At 72.6% G+C, this 19,148-nt stretch carries 15 protein-coding genes and 1 pseudogene; 10 read left to right on the top strand and 6 right to left on the bottom strand.

Going from position 1 to position 19,148, the window contains the following annotated elements; translation table 11 throughout:
• Nucleotides 1–72 precede the first annotated feature (72 nt).
• Both ACIBG6_RS04740 and ACIBG6_RS04735 read left to right on the top strand, forming a co-directional pair.
• Complete coding sequence (locus ACIBG6_RS04740; RefSeq protein WP_399221041.1) at nucleotides 73–1,269, top strand: sensor histidine kinase; 1,197 nt, start codon at nucleotides 73–75, stop codon at nucleotides 1,267–1,269.
• The gene (locus ACIBG6_RS04735) at nucleotides 1,266–1,919 is read left to right on the top strand and encodes a response regulator (protein WP_399221040.1); all 654 of its coding nucleotides are present in this window, start codon (nucleotides 1,266–1,268) and stop codon (nucleotides 1,917–1,919) included. Before ACIBG6_RS04740 ends, ACIBG6_RS04735 begins: the two co-directional genes overlap by 4 nt.
• 99 nt (nucleotides 1,920–2,018) lie before the next feature.
• On the opposite strand, the gene ACIBG6_RS04730 is transcribed toward ACIBG6_RS04735, so the two are convergent.
• Entirely contained in the window at nucleotides 2,019–3,113 is a 1,095-nt protein-coding gene (locus ACIBG6_RS04730) for a hypothetical protein (protein ID WP_399221039.1), read from the bottom strand.
• A gap of 192 nt (nucleotides 3,114–3,305) precedes the next feature.
• Here ACIBG6_RS04730 and ACIBG6_RS04725 point away from each other — a divergent pair, with 192 nt between their 5' ends.
• The 3 genes and pseudogenes from ACIBG6_RS04725 (at nucleotide 3,306) to ACIBG6_RS04715 (ending at nucleotide 7,746) form a co-directional block, all read left to right on the top strand.
• The gene (locus ACIBG6_RS04725; RefSeq protein WP_399221038.1) at nucleotides 3,306–6,830 is read left to right on the top strand and encodes a hypothetical protein; all 3,525 of its coding nucleotides are present in this window, start codon (nucleotides 3,306–3,308) and stop codon (nucleotides 6,828–6,830) included.
• Nucleotides 6,831–6,888: 58 nt separating this feature from the next.
• On the top strand, nucleotides 6,889–7,623 hold the full coding sequence (locus ACIBG6_RS04720; protein ID WP_399221037.1) for a hypothetical protein: 735 nt from the start codon (nucleotides 6,889–6,891) through the stop codon (nucleotides 7,621–7,623).
• 35 nt (nucleotides 7,624–7,658) lie between these two features.
• Nucleotides 7,659–7,746 (top strand): annotated as a pseudogene (locus ACIBG6_RS04715).
• Between the two features lie 317 nt (nucleotides 7,747–8,063).
• Here the strand turns inward: ACIBG6_RS04715 and ACIBG6_RS04710 are convergent.
• On the bottom strand, nucleotides 8,064–8,630 hold the full coding sequence (locus tag ACIBG6_RS04710) for a PadR family transcriptional regulator (protein ID WP_399221036.1): 567 nt from the start codon (nucleotides 8,628–8,630) through the stop codon (nucleotides 8,064–8,066).
• 123 nt (nucleotides 8,631–8,753) lie between these two features.
• On the opposite strand from ACIBG6_RS04710, the gene ACIBG6_RS04705 reads away from it, so the two are divergent.
• Both ACIBG6_RS04705 and ACIBG6_RS04700 read left to right on the top strand, forming a co-directional pair.
• Nucleotides 8,754–10,367 (top strand): carboxylesterase/lipase family protein, encoded by a 1,614-nt coding sequence (locus tag ACIBG6_RS04705; protein ID WP_399221034.1) that lies wholly within the window; start codon nucleotides 8,754–8,756, stop codon nucleotides 10,365–10,367.
• A gap of 194 nt (nucleotides 10,368–10,561) precedes the next feature.
• The gene (locus ACIBG6_RS04700) at nucleotides 10,562–11,398 is read left to right on the top strand and encodes an NAD(P)H-binding protein (protein WP_399221033.1); all 837 of its coding nucleotides are present in this window, start codon (nucleotides 10,562–10,564) and stop codon (nucleotides 11,396–11,398) included.
• 80 nt (nucleotides 11,399–11,478) lie between these two features.
• Here the strand turns inward: ACIBG6_RS04700 and ACIBG6_RS04695 are convergent, their stop codons facing one another.
• Both ACIBG6_RS04695 and ACIBG6_RS04690 read right to left on the bottom strand, forming a co-directional pair.
• Nucleotides 11,479–13,152 (bottom strand): FAD-dependent monooxygenase, encoded by a 1,674-nt coding sequence (locus ACIBG6_RS04695; protein WP_399221032.1) that lies wholly within the window; start codon nucleotides 13,150–13,152, stop codon nucleotides 11,479–11,481.
• Nucleotides 13,153–13,284: 132 nt separating this feature from the next.
• On the bottom strand, nucleotides 13,285–13,689 hold the full coding sequence (locus tag ACIBG6_RS04690; RefSeq protein WP_399221031.1) for a hypothetical protein: 405 nt from the start codon (nucleotides 13,687–13,689) through the stop codon (nucleotides 13,285–13,287).
• Between the two features lie 235 nt (nucleotides 13,690–13,924).
• Here ACIBG6_RS04690 and ACIBG6_RS04685 point away from each other — a divergent pair, with 235 nt between their 5' ends.
• The 3 genes from ACIBG6_RS04685 to ACIBG6_RS04675 all read left to right on the top strand — a co-directional run bounded on the left by ACIBG6_RS04685 (nucleotide 13,925) and on the right by ACIBG6_RS04675 (nucleotide 15,814).
• On the top strand, nucleotides 13,925–14,377 hold the full coding sequence (locus tag ACIBG6_RS04685; RefSeq protein ID WP_399221030.1) for a GNAT family N-acetyltransferase: 453 nt from the start codon (nucleotides 13,925–13,927) through the stop codon (nucleotides 14,375–14,377).
• A gap of 186 nt (nucleotides 14,378–14,563) precedes the next feature.
• Complete coding sequence (locus ACIBG6_RS04680) at nucleotides 14,564–14,974, top strand: hypothetical protein (RefSeq protein ID WP_399221029.1); 411 nt, start codon at nucleotides 14,564–14,566, stop codon at nucleotides 14,972–14,974.
• 45 nt (nucleotides 14,975–15,019) lie between these two features.
• Nucleotides 15,020–15,814 carry a hypothetical protein gene (locus ACIBG6_RS04675; RefSeq protein WP_399221028.1) on the top strand — a complete coding sequence of 265 codons (795 nt, stop codon included), beginning with the start codon at nucleotides 15,020–15,022 and terminating at the stop codon, nucleotides 15,812–15,814.
• Between the two features lie 344 nt (nucleotides 15,815–16,158).
• Here ACIBG6_RS04675 and ACIBG6_RS04670 read toward each other — a convergent pair whose 3' ends face one another.
• Both ACIBG6_RS04670 and ACIBG6_RS04665 read right to left on the bottom strand, forming a co-directional pair.
• A complete protein-coding gene (locus ACIBG6_RS04670; protein WP_399221026.1) occupies nucleotides 16,159–17,154 on the bottom strand; it encodes a hypothetical protein in 996 nt (331 codons plus the stop codon).
• Nucleotides 17,151–19,088, bottom strand: coding sequence for a PE-PGRS family protein (locus ACIBG6_RS04665; RefSeq protein ID WP_399221025.1), 1,938 nt, complete (start codon nucleotides 19,086–19,088; stop codon nucleotides 17,151–17,153). Before ACIBG6_RS04665 ends, ACIBG6_RS04670 begins: the two co-directional genes overlap by 4 nt.
• Nucleotides 19,089–19,148: the final 60 nt, after the last annotated feature.

The following is a 19,148-nucleotide window of genomic DNA, read 5'->3' as shown; positions in this document are numbered from 1 at the left end:
GCCGGTAGGAGGAGTTGCCCTCCTCCCATGGCAGGACCCCTGGAGCACGGGCGCCCGCCTATCGTGGGCCGCGTGAACAGATCTTGGATCGAGCTCGCCTTCGACAGGAGATTCGCCCTCACACGGGTCTGTGCGCTCGCCTGCGTACTGATCGGCGACTTCCTGCTGCTGCAGCGGCCGTCCGGCGCACAGGACTGGGGCCTTGCGGCAGCCGGCCTCGTGCTGTGCCTGGCCGCGGGCAAGTGGGCGTTCGGCGCGCTCCTGGCGCAGTCGGGTCTGCTCGTTGTCGCACACGCGCTGAGCGCGAGCACCGTTTCCTCGTTGAAGGTGCTGGCCGCCGTGACTCTCTTCGAGTTGGCGGTTCGGCAGTCCGGGCGCCGCCTGGCCGCCGGAACGACGGCACTGGCGCTTGCCGTCGCCGTGAACCGTCTTGAGGACCTGCCCGGCGAACTTCTCCCGGTGCTCTACAAGATGGGCATCGTCGCAGGCCTGCCCCTGCTCCTGGGCGCGTACGTACGCGTGACCCGCGACGCCGCAGCGCACGCCCGCCAGTACGCGGAACAGCAGGAACTGCGCGCCGAACAACAGCTGTTGGCCGCCCGCGCAGCGGAGCGCACCACCATCGCGCGCGAGTTGCACGACCTCGTGGCCCACCACGTCTCCTCCATGGTGCTGCGCGTCGGTGTCGCCCGCCATGTCGTCGCCGCCACCAGCACCACGGACCCGCGGATCATCGAAGTCCTCGACGACCTGCACTCCAGTGCCGGCGCGGCACTGACCGATCTGCGGCGCCTGGTGGCTGTACTGCGTGCCCCGGACCGTACCGGTTCCGACACCGGTTCCCTGGTCTCGCCCGGGGCACTGTCGGCGGCATTGGAGTCGGTGGTGCACCACAGCCGCCAGAGCGGCCTGGCCGTAACCGCTTCCCTGGATCCCCGTGTCGCACGGCTCGACGCGGTCCGCGGCCTCGCGGTCCTCCGCCTGGCCCAGGAGGGCTTGGCCAACGCGGCCAAGCACGCCGGGCCCGGCGCGCACGCCGAGCTGGCCGTGCGGGTGGCCGATGACGCCGCCGTACACGTGACGATCCACGACGACGGGGCCGGAAGGACCCGGCCACCGGCCCCGGGCCCATCCGGACACGGCTTGATCGGCATGCGCGAACGCGTGGACCTGCTCGGCGGCCGGCTGGACGCGGGCCCCGCGGCTCGAGGCTGGCGGCTCACGGCCGAACTGCCCGCCTTCGCACCCGACATGGAGCCCAAGCTGTGATCCGCATCCTCGTTGTCGACGACCAGCAGCTTGTCCGCATGGGGCTGCGCATGCTCTTCGAGCAGGCTCAGGACATCGAGATCCAGGGCGAGGCGGACAACGGGGCGGAGGCGGTACGACTGGCTGAACGCCTCACTCCCGACGTCGTCCTCATGGACCTGAGAATGCCCGGCATGGACGGCATCACGGCCACCCGCCGCATCCTGGCGGCGCGCCCCGCCACCCGGGTCGTCGCCCTCACCACGTTCGACGATGACGACCATCTGTATCCGGTGCTCGCGGCCGGCGCCTGCGGTTTCCTCGTCAAGGACACCCCACCGGCCGAACTCCTGGATGCCGTACGCCGGTCCGCCAGCGGAGAGGCCTCCTTCAGCCGGGCCATCCTCGACCGCCTCGTCGCCCAGGCGCTCCACGCCCGTTCCTCCTCCGACACCCCTACGGACCTCCCGGTACCGGCCATCACCCCGCGCGAGCGGGAGGTACTCGGTCTGCTCGGCGTGGGCCTGTCCAATAAGGAGATCGCCGACCGGCTGCATCTCGGGGTCACCACGGTGAAGACGCACGTGGCGAGCCTGATGGCGAAGACAGGCCGAGACAACCGCATCCGTCTCGCCGTTCTCGCTGTACTCACCGGCATCACTCCGGACTGAGCCGCTTTATGTCCTTCCGGGCCGACGAGGGGGCTGGGGGGCGGGTCTGTGATGGTCGGCCTTGCCGTTCCCTCTCCCCCTCGCCACGCCCTGGGCCCGCTACGACCGTGTCGCCGTCCCGCAGCCTTCGTGGCCCTCCCCTATCGGCGTACTGCGGTCGTAGGGATCCTCTGTCCGGCCGTCCGTCACCGTGTCCGACCCGCCTCCGCCGAACTCCGGCCTGAGGTACCCGGTGGCGTTGCCGCAACCGCCGTTGGTCATGTCGGTCTTGTACGAGAGGAGCGTGAAGGTGCCCTTCTTCGTGATGATCTTTGCCGGATCGTCCCAGCTCACCACCGTCTCCCGTCGCACGATCGTGCGCACGACCTCGTCCCCGCCGCCCGCCGGTGCGGCCGGGTACACGAAGGTGACATCGGCGGTCACCTCAAGGGCCCCGCGCTTCCCTTCCCGGTACGTGAGCCGTCCGCGGGTCTTGACGGCGTCCCCGACCAGACGCGCCTGCGCCGGGTCGAAACGGCTGAAGAGCAGCCGCGCGTCGTTTTCCTCGCTCGGTGTGCGCAGCGCCGTCGCCACGAAGGTCGTGACGTCCTGCTGATGCGGGTTCATCAAGGCGATCGCCTTGTCCGGACGTCCTCCGCGGAGCAAGGTCGCGTCCAGGCTGGACGCGGCGAGGAAGTCGCGCGTCCGCGCGAGCGCTTGCCGCACCTCGGCCTTCGTCATCCACCCGGTCGCCTTGGCGGCGGGCACGGTGATCCCGGCCGTGCCGTTCGCCCAACGCGCCGCCGGGGACCCGCGGAACGGGTCGTCGAGTGTGGCGCGCCCCGCCGGCTCGGCGTCGGGCGCGCCCTCCGGGCGTTGCGACTCCTGCGCCAGGGGCTCCCGCGTCGGGCCGTCGTCACCGGACCATCCGACGATGCCTGCCGGGTCCACCGCCACCGCCAGCAGGGCCAGCGAGGCCAGCAGACCGGCCACGTACCAGCCCTTCTTCCGTCGTGGCCGGGCGGATGCGGCGGGTGTGTGCGCACGCCACGGCGTCGGCTCCGCGGGCTCCGTCCGCAGCCGGTCCCCCACCTCGCGGGCCCGCGCGGACGGTTCCTTCGGCGCGTCCCCCGCGCCGTCGCCCGCGGTGCGCAGGAACTCCTCCCACACCTCGTCCGGTATGGACGAATCGCCGCGATCCCCACCCTTGTTCACGCCTGCTCCTCACCCCGTGTGCGTTCCCGGCCCCTCCCCGGGGCCACCGCATGATCGCACACCCCCGTCGAGCCGATCCGTCCAGCTCAGAGCCCGCTCCGGGGGTGGATCCGGCGCTTCACGCGGGCAGTTCGACACTCGATGTTCGATATTCGATGGGGCTACGGCGCGTCGTCGGGCACAATGCCCGCGATGATCTCCACCGCTGACAAGTTGCTCGCCGTTCTCGACCCCCTGCCGCACGCCGCCCGGCTCCGGTACACCGCCGTCACCGCGCACCGGCTCGCCGCCCACGGCGGCCTGCGGCCCCTGCTGGCCGCTCTCGACGTGCGCGGCCCGTACGAGCGCCGCCTCGCCGCGCTGGCGGCCCTGGCAGCCGGGGACTCGGCGTATCTGGCGGCCCGGATCGGCGATCCGGACCCGGTGGTACGCCGGTACGCGCTGCGCGGTGCCCGGCGGCTCCCCGTCCCGGACTCCGCCGTCGAGGCCGCGTACGACGACGCGCCCGCCGTGGTCCGCGCCGACCTCGCGCGGCTGCTGCGCGACGGGCGGCGGCCCGGACTCGCCGAGCGGCTGGTGCTCCGGGCGCGTACCGCGTACGGCGACCAGGACGCGGCCCGCCTGCTGCCGGGCTGCACGCCGGAGTTCACCGCGCGGCTGCTGCCCGAACTCGCCGGGGCGCTGGCGTTCGAGGACTGGAGCACGCTGGCCGTACGCCATCCCGTAGCCGTCCTCGACCACGCGGAACAGGAACTCGCCGATCTCCCCAAGCGGTTGCGCAACCGCTGGTGGGCGCTGCACGCCGTCGGAATCGCCGCCGCCCTGCCCGCCGTGCCGGGACGCGTGCTGGACCTGCTGGAGCGGTACGGCCCCGACAACCTCCCCGGTCCGGTGCACGACCGGCTGGGCGCCCTCGTCGCGGAGGACGGCGAGCGCGTCGCGCGCTGGCTCGCCGACCCGAGCCGGGCGGCCGCGCGGTGGGAACGGACACCCGGCCGGGCGGTCATGCGGCAGCTGGTGGCGGCGGATCCGCCGGCCTTGCCCGCGCTCGGGGCGCGCTGGTTCCATCGGCAGGCCTTCGTTGTTCTGCTGCGGTCGGTACCACCGGCGCGCCGGTCCGGCTTCCTGGACGCCGTCGTCGCCGCGGGCGATCCACGCCGCAATGTCCGCGCGCACGAAGGGGTGCTCGCCCTCCTGCCCGCCACCGAGCGGCACACGCGGGCCCGTGCCGCGGTGGAGGCGCTCCGTGCCGAGCGCGGCAGCACGGTCTGGGACCTCTGGGGTCTGCTCGCTCTGCTGCCGCCCTCCGAGGCCCGTCCCGAACTCCTGGCCGCCCTCGGCAGAGGTGACGCCGAGGAGCGCGGGACGGTCTGGGATCGGCTGGCCGTCAACGCCGGCCTGACCCGTGATCCGGAGCAGGTCGCGGAGGTCCTCGCGCTGGCCGCCCGCAGGCTCGCCAACGAACGCGACCCCGTGCGTGGGGAGGCCCTGTCCGCCTTCGTGGGTCTTCCGGCACCCCTGATCGTGGCAGCGCTCGCGGCCGGCGCCACCGCTGGGGGCCGCGTCGGGTCCGACTCCTGGGAACGGCTGTGCCTGGATGCCCTGCGGGCCCGGGACTGTTCGTCCGGGACCCGGGACACGATCCGGAACCTGGTCTCGACCCTCCTCAACGCCGTGGACGCGGAAGGGGTGGGGGTGGGGGTGGGGGCCATGGTCGGCGGTGTGGAGGCAGCCGCCGGCGTCCGTGGTGGTGCCGCCCTGCTTACCGCCGTACGCCTCGTCGAGGCGTTGACCGCTCACACCGGCACTGTGGAGTTCCGCCGGCCGGGCACTCCGCCGCGCGACCGCGGGGTACGTGCCGTGGTCGACGCCCTCGGCCCGTGGCTGGATCGAGCCGCCGCCCGTGGGGACGTCGCGCCCCTGCTCGCGCTGGTCACGTCCTGCGGGCACCACGCGTACCGGATCCCGGGCCTTCAGGACCGCCTCGAACACGCCCTGCGCACCTGCCCGGACCGGGTCTTCGGTGAGGTCGCCGCGGCTTGGCTGGCCGACCCCGCGACGCGCGGCGACCGTGTGGCCGGGCTGCTGGCGAGGGAGCCCTCCGCGGCCTTCCTGCCCCCGGTGCTCGCCGTACTCGCCTCGGAGCGCACCGACCTGCTGGACCTCGCGCTGCCCGCGATCCCGCCCACGGGCGGCCGGTTCCCGATGGACGGCACGCCCCGGCCGCTGCCTCCCTTCCGGTACGCCGACCGGTGGCTGCCCCGACAGCAGCGGGCCGCGGTCCTGCTGGCCGCGGACGCCGTCGCCGACCCCGGCCGACCCCTCGACGAACGCGCCGCGCTGCTCCGTGCGGTGGCCCCGGTGCCGGAGCACGGGCGGGCCCTGCTCCAGCGGTACACCTCCTCGACGTCGGACGCCGCCGGGCCCGACGATGCCGCGGGGTCCGCGGCCGACCTCGCCGAGTCCGCTCTGACGGCGGCGGCGCTGGACGCGGCCGCCCACACGGACGATCCGGCCTCGGCCCTCGGCGCACTCCTCGACCACGCCGGCGACGACCGGGCCGCGGCCGCCTGGTCCGCGGCCGGCCGCGCCGCCGCCCACACGCGGCCCACCCGGCTCGCGGACCTGCTCCGTGACGTCCTGACCCGCGAGAGCGGAGTGAAGGTCACCGTCCGGAAGGCGGCCGCCCGGCTCGCCGCCCGCCATCTGCCCCCGGTCGCCGCCACCGCGCTCCTGTCCAACGTGGACCGCACCCCGGGCATCCATCCGGACGTGCACGCCACGGTCGTCGGCCTGGCCACGACGCTGCTGCCGGCGGAGGAGATGTGGGCCCTGCTGGAGGCGGCGGCCGCCGACGGTCCGGATGCCGTCTGGCGAGCCCTCCTGGATCCGGGCCCGGCGGATCTGGCCCCCGCCCACCGGGCACGGTACGGGGAGCTCGTCGCCCGGCTGCCGTTCGTCGCCGGGGAACAGGCGGCGGACCGGGCCCTGTTCAGCCTCCGCGACTGGGCGCGGTACACGCCCTCGGCCGGCAGGGCGCTGGCCGACGTCTACACCGACCTCACCTCGCCGCTGAGCCCCTGGCGGGCGAGCCACGGGCTCACGGAACTGGCCCAGTCCGAACTGCCCCACCCGATCGGTGGCGTGGAGCCCGGCAGCCTGCTGCACGACGTCGTCGACCGGCTTCTGGCGCTCGTCGCGGCCGGCGAACCGGAGGGTGGCGGGACCGGTGGGGATCTACCGGCCCTCCGTCGCCTCCACTCGCTTCTCGGCACGTCGATCCGCGACCCTCGGATGTGCGCGGAGCTGGCCCGGCGACTGCCGGCCGAACCGGCGGTCACCGCCACCCGCACCGCCCTCCTCGTACGGGCGATCGACCTGGCGGCAGCCGAGCCGGAACTACTGCTCTCGCTGCGCGAGTTGACTGACGCCATCGAGGGCCGCCCCGTCCTCGCGAGGCGGGTGGGTGAGGATCTGGAGGAAGCACACGCGTACGGCGACCCGCTCGCCGACCCCGCCGCCGCCCTCGCCGCGGTCCACGCCCTGAGCAGCGAGGGCGGCGCTGTGGAAGGCCTCCTCGCCGTCGGCCTCGCCACGGCCCTCGGGGCCCGCCAGAACTGGCCGGACACCTGCCGCGCCGCCGTCGTCGCTCTGCGCCGCCACCCGGATCAGGACGTTCGGGAAGCGGCGTACGCCATTGCCCTGGGCGGAAGATGAGCTCGCCCGGCGGAAAACCGTTCGATCGGCCGTGGTCCCCCGCACTAAGGTCGGCGACGTGGCAACGAAACTCAATCAGATCATCGCAGTGGAGAAGGGCGTCAAGTCCCGGGCGCACCAGGACCTGACGACGGCTCATCATGGGCTGCAGAAGCCCGCGTTGCTCGCCGGGATCTCTCGTACCTATCAGCCGAAGGACGAGGAGGGCGAGCAGCTGCCGCCCGAGTCGACGCTGGTGCAGGTGAAGGCCGAGGACGTACTGCGCGACACCGCGCGGGCGTTGACCCGTCTCTTCGATGTGACGGCCACCAAGGACTGGGCGAACTGCGAGGCGCGCGCCGACGTCACGGTCGACGGGCGCGTGCTCGTGGGGCAGGTGCCCGTCGCGTATCTGCTGTTCCTGGAGAAGCAGTTGACGGACATCAACACCTTCGTCCGCAAGCTTCCCGTCCTGGACGCCGCCGAGTCGTGGACGCAGGACCCGTCGACCGACGCGTGGAAGACCGAGGTCGTCCGCACGGTCCGGACGAAGAAGGTGCCGCGCAACCACGTCAAGGCGGAGGCGACGGACAAGCACCCGGCGCAGGTCGACGTCTACTACGAGGACGTGCCGGTCGGTTACTGGACCACGGTGAAGTTCTCGGGCGCGCTGCCGGCCCGGCGGGTCAACGAGCTGCTGGAGCGGGTGGAGAAGCTCCAGCAGGCGGTGAAGTTCGCCCGCGAGGAGGCGAACAGCGCCGAGGTCACCGACCAGCGGGTCGGCGACGCCGTCTTCGGCTACCTCTTCGGGTAGCCGGGACACCACAGACTCCCCGGCCACAGAACACGGCCGGGGTGCGCGAGGAGCGCAAAGCTGAAGCTGAGCCTTGTCGTGACATCCGCGGTTCCAGTGGAGGTTCGAGTCCTCCTCCCGGCACTTCCCGCCGGGATGGCCCAACCAGGCAGAGGCAGACCGCGGTCAATCTCAGACTATTGCTCCAGACTCAGCATTCGCCGCTCATCGCCGGATCGACCGGGCCCGGGCCCTGGTGCGTCGAAATGCCAGTTCGAATCTGGTCCGCCGAGCTCGATCGGCGGTGGTCCAACGGCAGGACGCGACGCCATGACGAATGACCCGGGTCCTCAAGCGTGCCGGCGTGTGATGTGAGCGGCATCGACAGGGTCCGGGGGCAGGCTACGCCCTCGGACCCGCTCCTTTCCGCCTGAGACCTCTCCTCCGGCGAGTCCCGCCCCTCAGGCCGGTTCCGTCGCTCCGGCGAGTTCCGCGAGGACTTCCTCCAGCCAGTGCACGTGGGCGACGAGCGCTCTGTCCTTGCTCTCGTGGACGTGGTCCAGGATGCGGGCCATGCGCTTCGGGTCGACGCCGGGCAGCCAGGGCTCCTCGCGCATGTCGCGGGCGCGGAAGCGGTCGAGCTGAGCTCGGCGTGCTTCCAGCTCGGTGCGGACGAGCGCGGTCCGCTCCTCCTCCGTCACGAAGACGGAGAGGACGTACCGCATCAGGAACTCGGGGTCGCCGAAGTCCACCGGCGGCACGTATGGCTCGGCGAGCCGGGCGCGCAGGACGCGCTCTCCGGTGTCGGTGACGCGATAGATCTTGGAGTCCGGGCGGCCCTCGTGCCGCTCCACGTCGTAGGCCAGCCAGTCGTCGGCGGTCATCCGGGCGAGGGTGCGGTAGATCTGGCTCTGCTGGCTGGGCAGCCGGCTCATGCGGCCCATCTCGCTTCCCAGCCAGCGCTTCAGGTCGTACCCCGTACAGGGTCGCATCGCCACGAATCCGAGCAGAACGTGCTCGAACTTCATCTCTCTCCCGTCACCTTCCTGTCACCTTTCGACCTCCGTCCATAGGTGACTAGGCACCCATGGCACTTGGCATCTATGCTCGCGGCGCCCACCTCTGGGCATACCTCTGCCCCAGGAGACCCTATGACGACCCCGCCCACCGGCCGACTGCCCGCCCTGCTGCGTCGCGCGCGCCGCATCGCCCTGCCCCTGGCCGTCGCCGCCTCCCTCGTACCCGTCGGGGCCGCCCAGGCACACGACACCTCCGGCTCCACCCTGGTCCGCACCGACAACGGATGGGTGCGCGGAGCCGCCACGGCCGAGGGGCGTCAGTTCCTCGGCATTCCGTACGCCGAAGCCCCTACCGGCTCCCTGCGCTGGCGCGCCCCGAAGCCCTCCGCCGACTGGGCGGGGGTCAGAGATGCCACCCGCTACGGCGCGTACTGCGCCCAGAACACCTACTGGGCTCCCGGCTTCGAGCAGCAGCGGATCACCGAGGACTGCCTCGACGTCAACGTCTACACCCCACCCACCGGTCGCCACTCCGCAGCCAAGCGCCCCGTCATGGTCTGGATCCACGGCGGCGGGAACGTCGGCGGCACCGCCCGCGACATCGTTCCCGACGCCTTCGCCCGCCGCACCGGCAGCGTGGTCGTCACCCTCAACTACCGCCTCGGCGCTCTCGGCTTCCTCACACTGCCCGGCGCCGGCGGCAACTTCGCCCTGCTCGACCAGCAGCAGGCCCTGCGCTGGGTCCGGGCGAACATCGGCGCCTTCGGCGGCGACCCGGGCCGCGTCACCCTCGCCGGCGAGTCCGCGGGCGGCAGCGCCGTCTGCAACCAGCTCGCCTCCCCCGCGAGCGGCGGCCTCTACCGTGCCGCGATCATCCAGAGCGGCACCTTCGGCAACTGCGCCGGGACCCCGCGCGAGCAGGCCGTCGCCTCCTCCCTCGCCTTCGCCGCCGGACTCGGTTGTACGGAACCGGCGACGGCCGCCGACTGTCTACGCGCGAAGAGCGCCAAGGAGGTCCTCGACGCGCAGGCCTCCGCGGGGCGCTCCTGGGGCTACACGATCGGCACCCCCCAGCTGCCCGTGCAGCCGGCCGACGCGTTCGCCTCGGGCCGCTCCTCCCGCGTCCCGGTGATGAACGGCGCCACCAGCAAGGAGGGGCTGGTCTTCGCGTACGACTCCTTCGACCGCTGGGGCAACCCCCTCACCGCCGAGGCCTACCCGGCGGCCCTCTCCGCCGCCTTCGGCCCGGAGGCGGGCGCCCGGGCGCTCGCCCGCTACCCGCTGAGCGCGTACGAGCGGCCCTCGTACGCCTACGGCACGGCTTTCGGCGACCGGCTCTTCGCCTGCCCGGCCCTGGCCGTCGACCCGCTCCTCGCCAAGCGGGGCAAGGTGTACGCGTTCGAGTTCGCCGACCGCACCTCGCCCCTGTTCGCCTCACTCCCCCAGAACACCGACTTCGACTTCGGCGCCACGCACGCCGCCGAGCTGAACTACCTCTTCAAGCCGTACGGCATCGCCGCACCCTTCAACGCCGAACAGCGGGCGCTCGCCGACCAGATGACCGAGTACTGGGGCTCGTTCATCCACGGCACCCCGCCCCGCGCCCGCGGACAGCAGGCCATGCCCGAGCACGGCTCGCGGCCGGGCCAGGTACTCCAGCTCCGCACCGCGTCCGCCGGCGGCAACGTCTCCACCGGCACGCTGAGCCGGCAGCACCAGTGCGACCTCTGGAACGCCGCGCGCTGACGAGACACGGACGACGGGGTGGGCGTCCGCACACGGACGCCCACCCCGTCGTCGTCGATTCAATGGTTCAACGCGCCGTCCTGCCCGCCCCCTGCGCCCCGAACGCATGTGCGGCACGCGACCTTAGACGCCGAGACATCAGAGTGAGCCTCAGAGCCATGGATCGTCTCGCGAGGAGCGTCTTGACTGGCTTCATGACCAAGCATCCGATTCTGGTGACCGGCGGCACGGGCACGTCCGGCAGCCGCGTCGTCTCCCGTCTCCGGGCCCAGGAAGCACCGGTCCGCGTGGGATCGCGCACCGGTGAACCGCCCTTCGACTGGCACGACCGCACTACCTGGGACGCCGCGTTGGACGGCGTGAAGGCGGTGTACCTCGTGCCGCTCGACGGCCGACTCCTCACCCGCCCCTTCGTCGAGCGTGCCGCGGAGCTCGGTGTCGAACGCGTCGTGCTGCTGTCGGGGCGCGGCGTGGACGTGCCGGGCTACTCCGGCGAGGCCAACCTCGCCGGCGCGACGCACGTGGACGGGGAGAGCGCGGTACGCGACAGCGGCATCTCGTGGACGATTCTGCGGCCCGCCTGGTTCGCGCAGAACTTCAGCGAGGGCATCTTCCGGGACGCGGTCGTCGCCGGTGAGCTGCGGCTGCCGGCCGGGGACGGCGCGGCCTCCTTCACCGATGCCGACGACATCGCCGCGGTCGCGGTCGCGGCGCTCACCGAGGACGGCCACGGCGGGCAGACGTACGAACTCTCCGGGCCCCGCGCCCTGACCATCGCCGAGGCGGTCGCCGAGATCTCCGAGGCCACCGGCCGTGCCGTGCGGTATGTCCCGCTGTCCCACGACGAGTTCGTCACCGAACTCGTCGGAGCGGGCTGGTCGGCCGCCGAGGCCGAGGACTACGCGGAGGCGGTGGGCCCCATCCGGCGGGGTATGGACAGCGCCGTTTCCGACGGCGTCCAGCGCGCACTCGGCCGCGCGCCGCGCGACTTCACCGAGTACGTCGCGGCGGCAGGGAACGCGTGGCGTTGACTGAGTACTGCCGTCGCCTGTCGTTGCCTGCCGTTGCCTGTCGTCGTGTGCTGCCGGGCGCCGTCGCCCGCCGTAGCCGTTCAGGCCGGCGTGGACAGGGCCGCCAGGTAGTCGGGCAGGACCGTCGCGAGGGCGGCGAGCGGGAAGCGGGCGCCCAGCTGCCCGTCCGGGCGGACGACGAAGCCGGTCGGGCCGTCGGTGCGGTAGAGCCGGGCGAACTCCCCCTCGGCGTCGTGGTATCCGGCCACCGCCGTCAGGAAGTCCAGTCCGGTCGGCGGCGCTTCACGGGCGAGGATGGCGAGTGTCTGCGGGCGGTGCTCCGCCTGCGGGCCGCCGTCGGGCCACGGCACCATCCCGCAGGCGACCGAGGCCGCGGCCAGCTGGGCCGGATCGGCGGCGTAGAAGAGCACGACGTGCTCCGTACGGCCGCGGAGGACGTCGAGCAGGCGCAGCGGGTACGTGGCGATGGGCGCGGTCAGGCCGCCGCAGTCCGGGGCCCGGTCGCCGGGCTGGGGCGCGTCGGCCGGTCCGTGCGCACCGCGGGCGAGTGGACCGCCCCGGTAGCTGACGAGCAGTTGGGCCTCGCGGAGCGTCGTCGTCCGCGGGTCGGCGGGCTCGGCTTCCATGCCCTGCGTGGCGTGGCGCACGGTGCGGCCGACGACCTCCTCGCCGACCGGGCGGCGCTCGGCGTCGTAACTGGCGAGGAGGACGGGGCCCGCCTCGCCGCGGCAGACGAGGGCGAGCTTCCAGGCCAGGTTGCAGGCGTCCTGGATGCCGGTGTTCATGCCCTGGGCGCCGGTCGGCGGGTGAATGTGGGCGGCGTCGCCCGCGACGAACACCCGACCGTCGGCGTAGCGGTCGACGATCCGGTGGCTGATGCGGAAGACGGAGGACCAGCGCATCCGGGACAGGGTGGCCGGCCAGGGGGCGAGGCGATCCACGACAGCCTGGATGTGGGACAGCTCCGGGGCCCTGCCGCCCTCCAGGCCGTGCGCCACGCCGTCGCCCCTCGCCCGGCCGGCCGGCGCCACGGTCCCCGTGGCCTCCGCCGAGAGTTCGGGCGGGACCAGCATCGACATGCGGTAGCGCCCCTGCCCGGGCAGGGGGATGCAGACCAGCAGGTCGTCGGTGGAGCCGTCGTCGGCGAGGTGAGTGGACCGTATTCCGTATCCGTACGGCAGGTCCCAGTCTGCCTCGACGTCGGCCAGCATGTACTCCTCCGGGAAGGCCCCGCCCTCGAAGGCGAGGCCCAGCTGCTTGCGGACGGTGCTGTGGGCTCCGTCGCAGCCGATCACATAGCCGACCCGTACCTCCTCCTCGGCGCCGGCGGCGGTGCGCAGGAGGGCGGTGACCCCTTCCTGGTCCTGCGTGAACGACAGCAGTTCGGTGCCGCGCTCGACGGTCGTGCCCAGGCCGGTGACGTACTCGTCGAGGAGGCGCTCGGTCTCGTACTGCGGGAGCGCGGCGAAGCCGTACGGCACCTCGGGCGGCAGCGCGAGCTCGATCCGCTTCCGCTCCAGGCCGTCGACGTAGACCAGCTGGCCGCGCAGTTCGGCGGCGGCTTCCAGGGCAGCCCGGGCCAGGCCCATCCGGTCCCAGAGCTCCAGAGTGCGCGGCTGGATCCCGACTGCCTTGGCGTACGGGAGAGGAGCTGCGAGCCGGTCGATCAGGCGGCAGCGCACGCGCCGGCGGCGGAGTTCGGCGGCCGCGCTCAGTCCTACCGGACCGGCGCCCACGACAAGTACGTCGGTCATGCGGGTACGCGCCACGGCTGCCTCCCAGCGCCTGGCCCCCGGATCGGTCCCGTACTCCATCGTCGCCCGCCGATGCGTGGGCGGCGACCCGAGTACCCGGACGGTCACCGTTCCGCGTCGTCGTCGGCGTTGTCACTTCCACTCGTAGATCTTGGCCGTGGCCTTCCCGCTCTCCTCCACATGGAACTCGAACAGACCGGCGATGCCGGTAAGCCGGGCGAACTTCGCGGCGGCGGTTTCGAAGAACAGGGCACCGCGCCAGTCGATCGCGCCGGATGCGTCGAAGCTGCCCACGCCGGAGCCGTGCCAGGTGATCGTCTCGCCGTCCTGGGTCATCAAGACACCCTGGCCTTCTCCGAAGAGGGTGCCGTCGGCTCGTACGACCGACTCGTACGTGCCCATGTCCTTGACCGCGACGCCCAGAAGCGTGCCGGCCGCTTGGAAGGACGCCTCCATGACGGGGTGACCGCCGTCGGTGGACAGCACCCGGATTCCCGTGGTGTCTCCCTGCTCCTCGCCGATCAGGTCGCCGAGCATGATGGAACTCCTCTCCGCTTCCCTCGCTTCGCTCCGGGCGAACCGGACCGACCAGGGGAAACGACGGATGGGTCCCCTCTTCCGGACTACGCCCGGCCCCGAGAGCTGTCAACCGGAGCTGCCCCAGCTTCCGGGGGCGGGGGTTTCCGATCTTGACGGGTGCGGCGTGCCCGGAGTCAGATGCGGTGTCGAGGTGGCGACCCACTCGGGACGGCCCTGCTCCAGGAGGAATGGCGTGTTCATCGCGGTAGAGGATGCTTTCGATGCCGAGGAGATGCTGAACCTCTACGAGTCGGTCGGGTGGGGTGGCTACACCAGCGACGTCGGCAGGCTCTGTCGCGGCCTGGCCAACTCCCATCTCGTCATCACGGCCCGAGACGGATCGGGGACGCTCCTCGGACTTGCGCGGACCATCTCCGATGACGAGCACATCTGTTACGTCCAGGACGTCGTGGTCGACCCGGCCCATCATCGGCGGGGCGTGGGCCGGGCCCTGGTCGAACACCTCATGCGGCGCTACTCGCACTGCCGCTTCTTCCTCCTGTCCACGGACCACGAGTCGTCCGAGGAAGGCAAGCGCAACCACGCGTTCTACCGGAGTCTCGGCTTTCTGTCCTACGAGGAGAAGGAGATGGCCGGCTTCGGGCTGCCCAGGAACCGCCCGGACCTGCGTGACGTGACGTCATGAAGACGCGGCGCGGGCACGACCTTAGTATCGGAGCCTCGAAGGACGGACGGGGGCGGGGTCATGGGGACGTCGAGGGTGGTCAGTCGGCGTGGGTGGATGAAGTTCGGCGGGCTCTTCGTTCTGGGTGGGGGCGGTGCCGTCGCATGCGGGTCCGCCGCTGACAGCTCCGGACCGGACCTCCGGGAAGTGGACACCGACGTCGCTCCCCTTCAGCGCCGGTTCGGCGCGATCGGCCGGCTGTCCGACGCCCACTGGCTCGGGTACAACCCGAACGACTCGGGGCGCGAGTGGCTTCCGGATCAGGATCCGCAGATCCGTGTGGTCGGGGTCGCACGCCTGCCCGCCGGGGCCGTCCAGTCCATCGTCGGCAAGCCGGTGTACGCCTTCAAGCCGTCCAGCCCCGCTCACGCTCCGGAGGAGCTGACCGAGTTCCTGCCCGAGGGCGCCGGATGGGTGGGGAGCGTCCGCTACGACCGGCACATCACCAAGTCGCTCTACGTCGGCCGGTTCCATCTCTCCCCGACGACGGACCACGTGTACTTCGACACCGTGAACCCCGAGATCGTGGCGAGCTCGACGCCGCCTCAGCAAGGGTGACGGCCCGGCCCCACGCCGAGCTCGGCATGGGGCAGAGTGGATGTCATGCTTGCTGATCATCATGAGTACGACGTGGTCGTCACCGCCGTGGCTCCGGTCGGGGCCGCCGTGCGCGTGGACGGGTACGAGGGCTTCATCGACCAGGCCAAACATCCCTCCTGGTGGTCGGACACACCCGGTGCCGCCGTCGGCGACCGCATGCGGGCCGTGGTGCTGGACGCCGGCGGGAACCCGCCTCGGCTCAGTGCCCTGCCGAGCGACATCCGGATCGCCCGGAGTCTGCGCCACACCGGACCGCTGGAACGGCTCTGCCCGCCGCCGCCCGGCAGCGGCAGGGACGTGGAGTGGGACGCCGTCGAGGAGGCGTTGGGCGTCGTCCTGCCGGGCGACTACAAGCGGCTCGTCGAGAGGTACGGCTGTGGCGTCTTCGGGGAGGTGCTCTGGCTCCTGGAACCGGGCTGCCCCGATGCGATGTACGACCTGGTCGCCCAGACCGCGGAGCGCGCGGAGGACCTCGCCGGTTTCTGGGCCATGGGCGAGGCGAAGCCGTCGGAACTCGACCAGGACGGCGTGAGGTTGGTGCCCTGGGGGTACGTGGAAGGCGCCGGACACGTTCTGTACTGGCTCGTCCGGCCCGGCGTCGAGCCGGAGGAATGGACCGTCATCCTCAATGAGGGGCGCGGCCCCCTCTGGGAGGCCCATCAGGCGTCGTGCAGCCGGTTCGTCCTCGATGTCGTGGCCGGTACGTCGACGTCGTTCTACTTCACCGACATCGACGACATCGTCGCCCCGGAGGACAGAGCCCAGTTCCGGCCCATCACGCAGATCCTCAACCAGTAGGACGCAGCACGACCGGAGCCTACGGACCCCTCGACATCGGGGGTGGCGCGGATGGAATGGGAGTTCACGCCAGGGGATTCCACGCCACGCCATGGGGGCAGCGTGTCACTGTTCATGCGGGCGAACGGCAGGCAGCACGGTGGCAGCGGTGGAACCAGGGGCTGGCTGAGGTACGTGGCCGCCGTGGGCGTCGGTGGCACCACCCGGACCGCGGCGCGGAGGCCCGGGTCGAGCTGACGGAGATCCTCGACGACGCGCGGCGCGTCCTCGAACCCGGGCACCGCCATCTCGTCCTCGCACGCTCCCTGCTCGACCAGTCCCGGCAGTAGGCCGGGGCAGGGGGGCTACTGCATGTTCAGCCGGAACGGGTGGGTGAGGTCCTCGGGGCAGGCGAAGACCCGGAGTTCGCCGGAGCGGCCCAGGACGAGCTTCGGGTCGTGCCCGCTGTCCAGCGTCAGGAGGAGCCGCATCCTGGCTCCGCAGGAGCAGTCGAGCGTCACGAGGTCCGTGAGGTGCCAGCTGGGCCAGCCTCCCGCCTTCCAGCCCGGCAGGCAGGCCAGGTGGCGGGCGTAGCGAACGCCCCGGGCCTCGGCCCACGCGCCCGCCGCGGCCACGAGGCCTTCCGGGAGCTCGCTCTCCTCGGGCAGGTCGACGACCGGGACCGGGTCGAGGACGCAGGGCCGCGGGACGTAGCCGTGCTGGGCATGCTCCGGCCGGGGAGGGCAGGCGACCGTGCCGACCGACTCCGCGGCCCGGTAGCGCAGTTCGACGTTCGGTCCCCAGTAGCGCGGCTGGCCGGGCGGCTCGGGGTGCTCGTCGGGGCACCAGAGCAGCTGGAGCAGGTCCGTGCCCTCCGGCATGGGCAGGCCGGGGACGTCCTGGGCGCGGAGCTGGAGGACCGGGATCATGGGGGTGGGGGCGGCCGGGTACTCCGAGAGCGTTCGGACCCGTTCCCACGTCTTCATGTCGATGCCGTTCGCCCCGTCCATGATCCGTGTCCTGGCCTCGTCCTCCTCCTTGGGCATCACGGACGCGCCGGGGGTCCGCGCCCGCCTGCGGGCCTTCATGCGGCGGTCGTACTCCTGCAAGATTTCGCGGTCCGGGTCCGACAGCTTCTCCCGCTTGCTCACGACGTGCGACGCCCGGCACACCGGCCACGGTTCGTCCGCCGGCCACAGCAGCGGGCCGCCGACGGAGCTGTCACGCGGGCCGGGGTCGCCCGCCGTGGGGCGGAGCAGCGTGGCCTGCCTGGTGGAGGCGGCGAGGGCGGGTACGTCCTCGGTCAGCGTCCGCTGAACAGGGTCGGGGCCGGGGCGAGGGCCGGGGTTCTCTGTGGTCATGTTCGGGGTTCCTTCAGCCCTGCCTGGGCGGTGTCGATCATCCAGTGCATCACGGACTCGGGCAGCGCCGGGTTCATGACGGCCTCCCTCCCGAGCTCGCGGTCACGGAGGGCGCGGACGACGTACCGGGCGGGCAGCGCGGGATGACGGGCCGCCGCGCACCGGACCGCGGCGCTCCCGTCGTCGAGCAGCCGGACCGCCGAGGCCGCCGAGAGCCGGGGGTCGGTAGCGGCCCGGAGCCGGACCTCGCCGTCCTCGTCCCGGCTGAACCGTTCCACCAGCTCGGGGGTGGATTCGGGGTCGTCCAGGGCCAGTTGACGCAGCCGTGGGTGCGGGTCGGTCGCGTACGGGAGCAGGCCGGTGCGCGGGAAGTTGGGGTGGGTGCGCGGGCGGCCGGGTGCGCTGAAGCTGCCGTTCCACCACTGCCAGACCTCCAGGAGCATGTCGGCCGGCGCGTCGTCGCAGGACTCGGCCAGGAAGAGGCGTACGACCCTGTCCTCGTCCCGCGCCAGGCGTTCGACGACGTCCGGCGGGAGGTGCCGGGCTCGGGCGACGGTGCAGCGCAGCAGCGGGTGGCAGGAGGCGGCGATCCGGCGCATCGCCTCCGGGTCGCCGTGGAGGTCGCGTACCCAGGGCACGTCGTGCCGCATGCCGTCGAGGTCGAGGCCCACCAGGCTTTCCGCCCGCTGCGCCTCGGAGAGCTCGGGGTGGACGGATGCCGCCCGGCGTACCGCCTCGCTCTCGTCCGCCGCGAGCGCGGCGAGGACGTCGGCCGGCAGGCGGGGGTGGGCGGCGAGGGTCCGCCGTACGTCCTCGTTCTCGTCGGCGGCGAGGAGGGCGAGTACGTCGGGGTGCGCGAGCGGGTCGGCGGCCAGGGCCAGGCGGGTGTGCGGGTCCTCGTGCGCGGCGAGGGCCTCGTAGGAGGCGAGGTCCATCGGGCGGGCGGCGTCGCACGTATCGCCGCCGTCGCCGTCGTGACGCTCGTGGCTCCCTTGACTCCCGATACTCCCGATACTCCCGTCGCTCCCGTCGCTCCCGTCGCTCCCGTCGCCGCGGTCGTCCTGCTGTCCCGCGGCCCTCCGTACCTCCTCGACGCCGGCCTCCGTCAGGCCCCCGCGCGTGGCGGCGGTCTCGGCGAGCAGGGCGCGCCTGGCCGGGCTCTCCTCGCCCAGGACCAGGGCGGTCCACTGCTCCGGGGTCAGGGTGCGCTGGTGCTTGGCGACCTCGGCACGGAGCTGTCGGTCGGGGTGGGCGATCGCGGCGTCGACGACGGTGGCGGAGACCGCGCGGTGCAGGAAGTAGCCGGCTCCCATGTCGAGCAGCCGGATCAGCACCGCATCGCTCGCGGCGTCATTGAAGCCCAGCCAGTCCACCCACGTCGCCCACAGCCGCTTCGTGGGCCTGAGTCGGGCGCCGCGCAGTCCCTCCCATTCGGCTTCGCGCTGCTCAGGGGATTCCTGTGCCGCCGCCCGTGCTGCCTCCTCGCGTCGTTCCCGGACGCCCGTGACGGCGACGAGCCAGACCTCGTACTCCTCGCAGGTCACGCCCAGCAGCGCGTCCCCGTCCACCGAGAGGGTGACGAACTCGGGCTGTCCGGGACGGTCGCCGAGGACGCCCGCGAGGTCCCAGGCGGGGGCGAGGCGGACCCTGACCCAGGCGTCGTCGTGCCCGTTGTGGATGAGGAACTCGCCCTTCTCGTCGATGACTCCGTGCTCGCGCGCGAGACGGTGCCACTGGGCGTTGAGTGCGGGGACGAGGTCGGGCCGGTCGTCCCGGACGGTGGCGGTCGGCACGGTCTCGTACGAGATGAGGGGACGCCAGGCGGCCGCGGGTGTCAGGACGTTCTCCGGGCCCCACGGCCCCACGACCTCCAGGCCGGCCCGGTCCAGCAGTGCGACCAGTTCCGCCCTCGTACGCTCTCTCCTCGGCCTCATGGGTGACATCCTGCCGGAGCGCGCGGGTGGGGTGCCGGGGCGGGGGCATCCCCGTACGCG

Source organism: Streptomyces sp. NPDC050842 (assembly GCF_044456565.1).
GTDB lineage: Bacteria > Actinomycetota > Actinomycetes > Streptomycetales > Streptomycetaceae > Streptomyces.
Note: the sequence above shows the minus strand (reverse complement) of the source record. Positions and strands in the feature narration are given on the sequence as shown.

Excerpts from the sequence above, each read along its gene's own strand:
- ACIBG6_RS04725 (WP_399221038.1), top strand. The coding sequence starts at position 3,306 with ATGATCTCCACCGCTGACAAGTTGCTCGCCGTTCTCGACCCCCTGCCG.
- ACIBG6_RS04710 (WP_399221036.1), bottom strand. The coding sequence starts at position 8,630 with ATGAAGTTCGAGCACGTTCTGCTCGGATTCGTGGCGATGCGACCCTGT.
- ACIBG6_RS04705 (WP_399221034.1), top strand. The coding sequence starts at position 8,754 with ATGACGACCCCGCCCACCGGCCGACTGCCCGCCCTGCTGCGTCGCGCG.
- ACIBG6_RS04700 (WP_399221033.1), top strand. The coding sequence starts at position 10,562 with ATGACCAAGCATCCGATTCTGGTGACCGGCGGCACGGGCACGTCCGGC.
- ACIBG6_RS04695 (WP_399221032.1), bottom strand. The coding sequence starts at position 13,152 with ATGACCGACGTACTTGTCGTGGGCGCCGGTCCGGTAGGACTGAGCGCG.
- ACIBG6_RS04690 (WP_399221031.1), bottom strand. The coding sequence starts at position 13,689 with ATGCTCGGCGACCTGATCGGCGAGGAGCAGGGAGACACCACGGGAATC.
- ACIBG6_RS04675 (WP_399221028.1), top strand. The coding sequence starts at position 15,020 with ATGCTTGCTGATCATCATGAGTACGACGTGGTCGTCACCGCCGTGGCT.
- ACIBG6_RS04670 (WP_399221026.1), bottom strand. The coding sequence starts at position 17,154 with ATGACCACAGAGAACCCCGGCCCTCGCCCCGGCCCCGACCCTGTTCAG.
- ACIBG6_RS04665 (WP_399221025.1), bottom strand. The coding sequence starts at position 19,088 with ATGAGGCCGAGGAGAGAGCGTACGAGGGCGGAACTGGTCGCACTGCTG.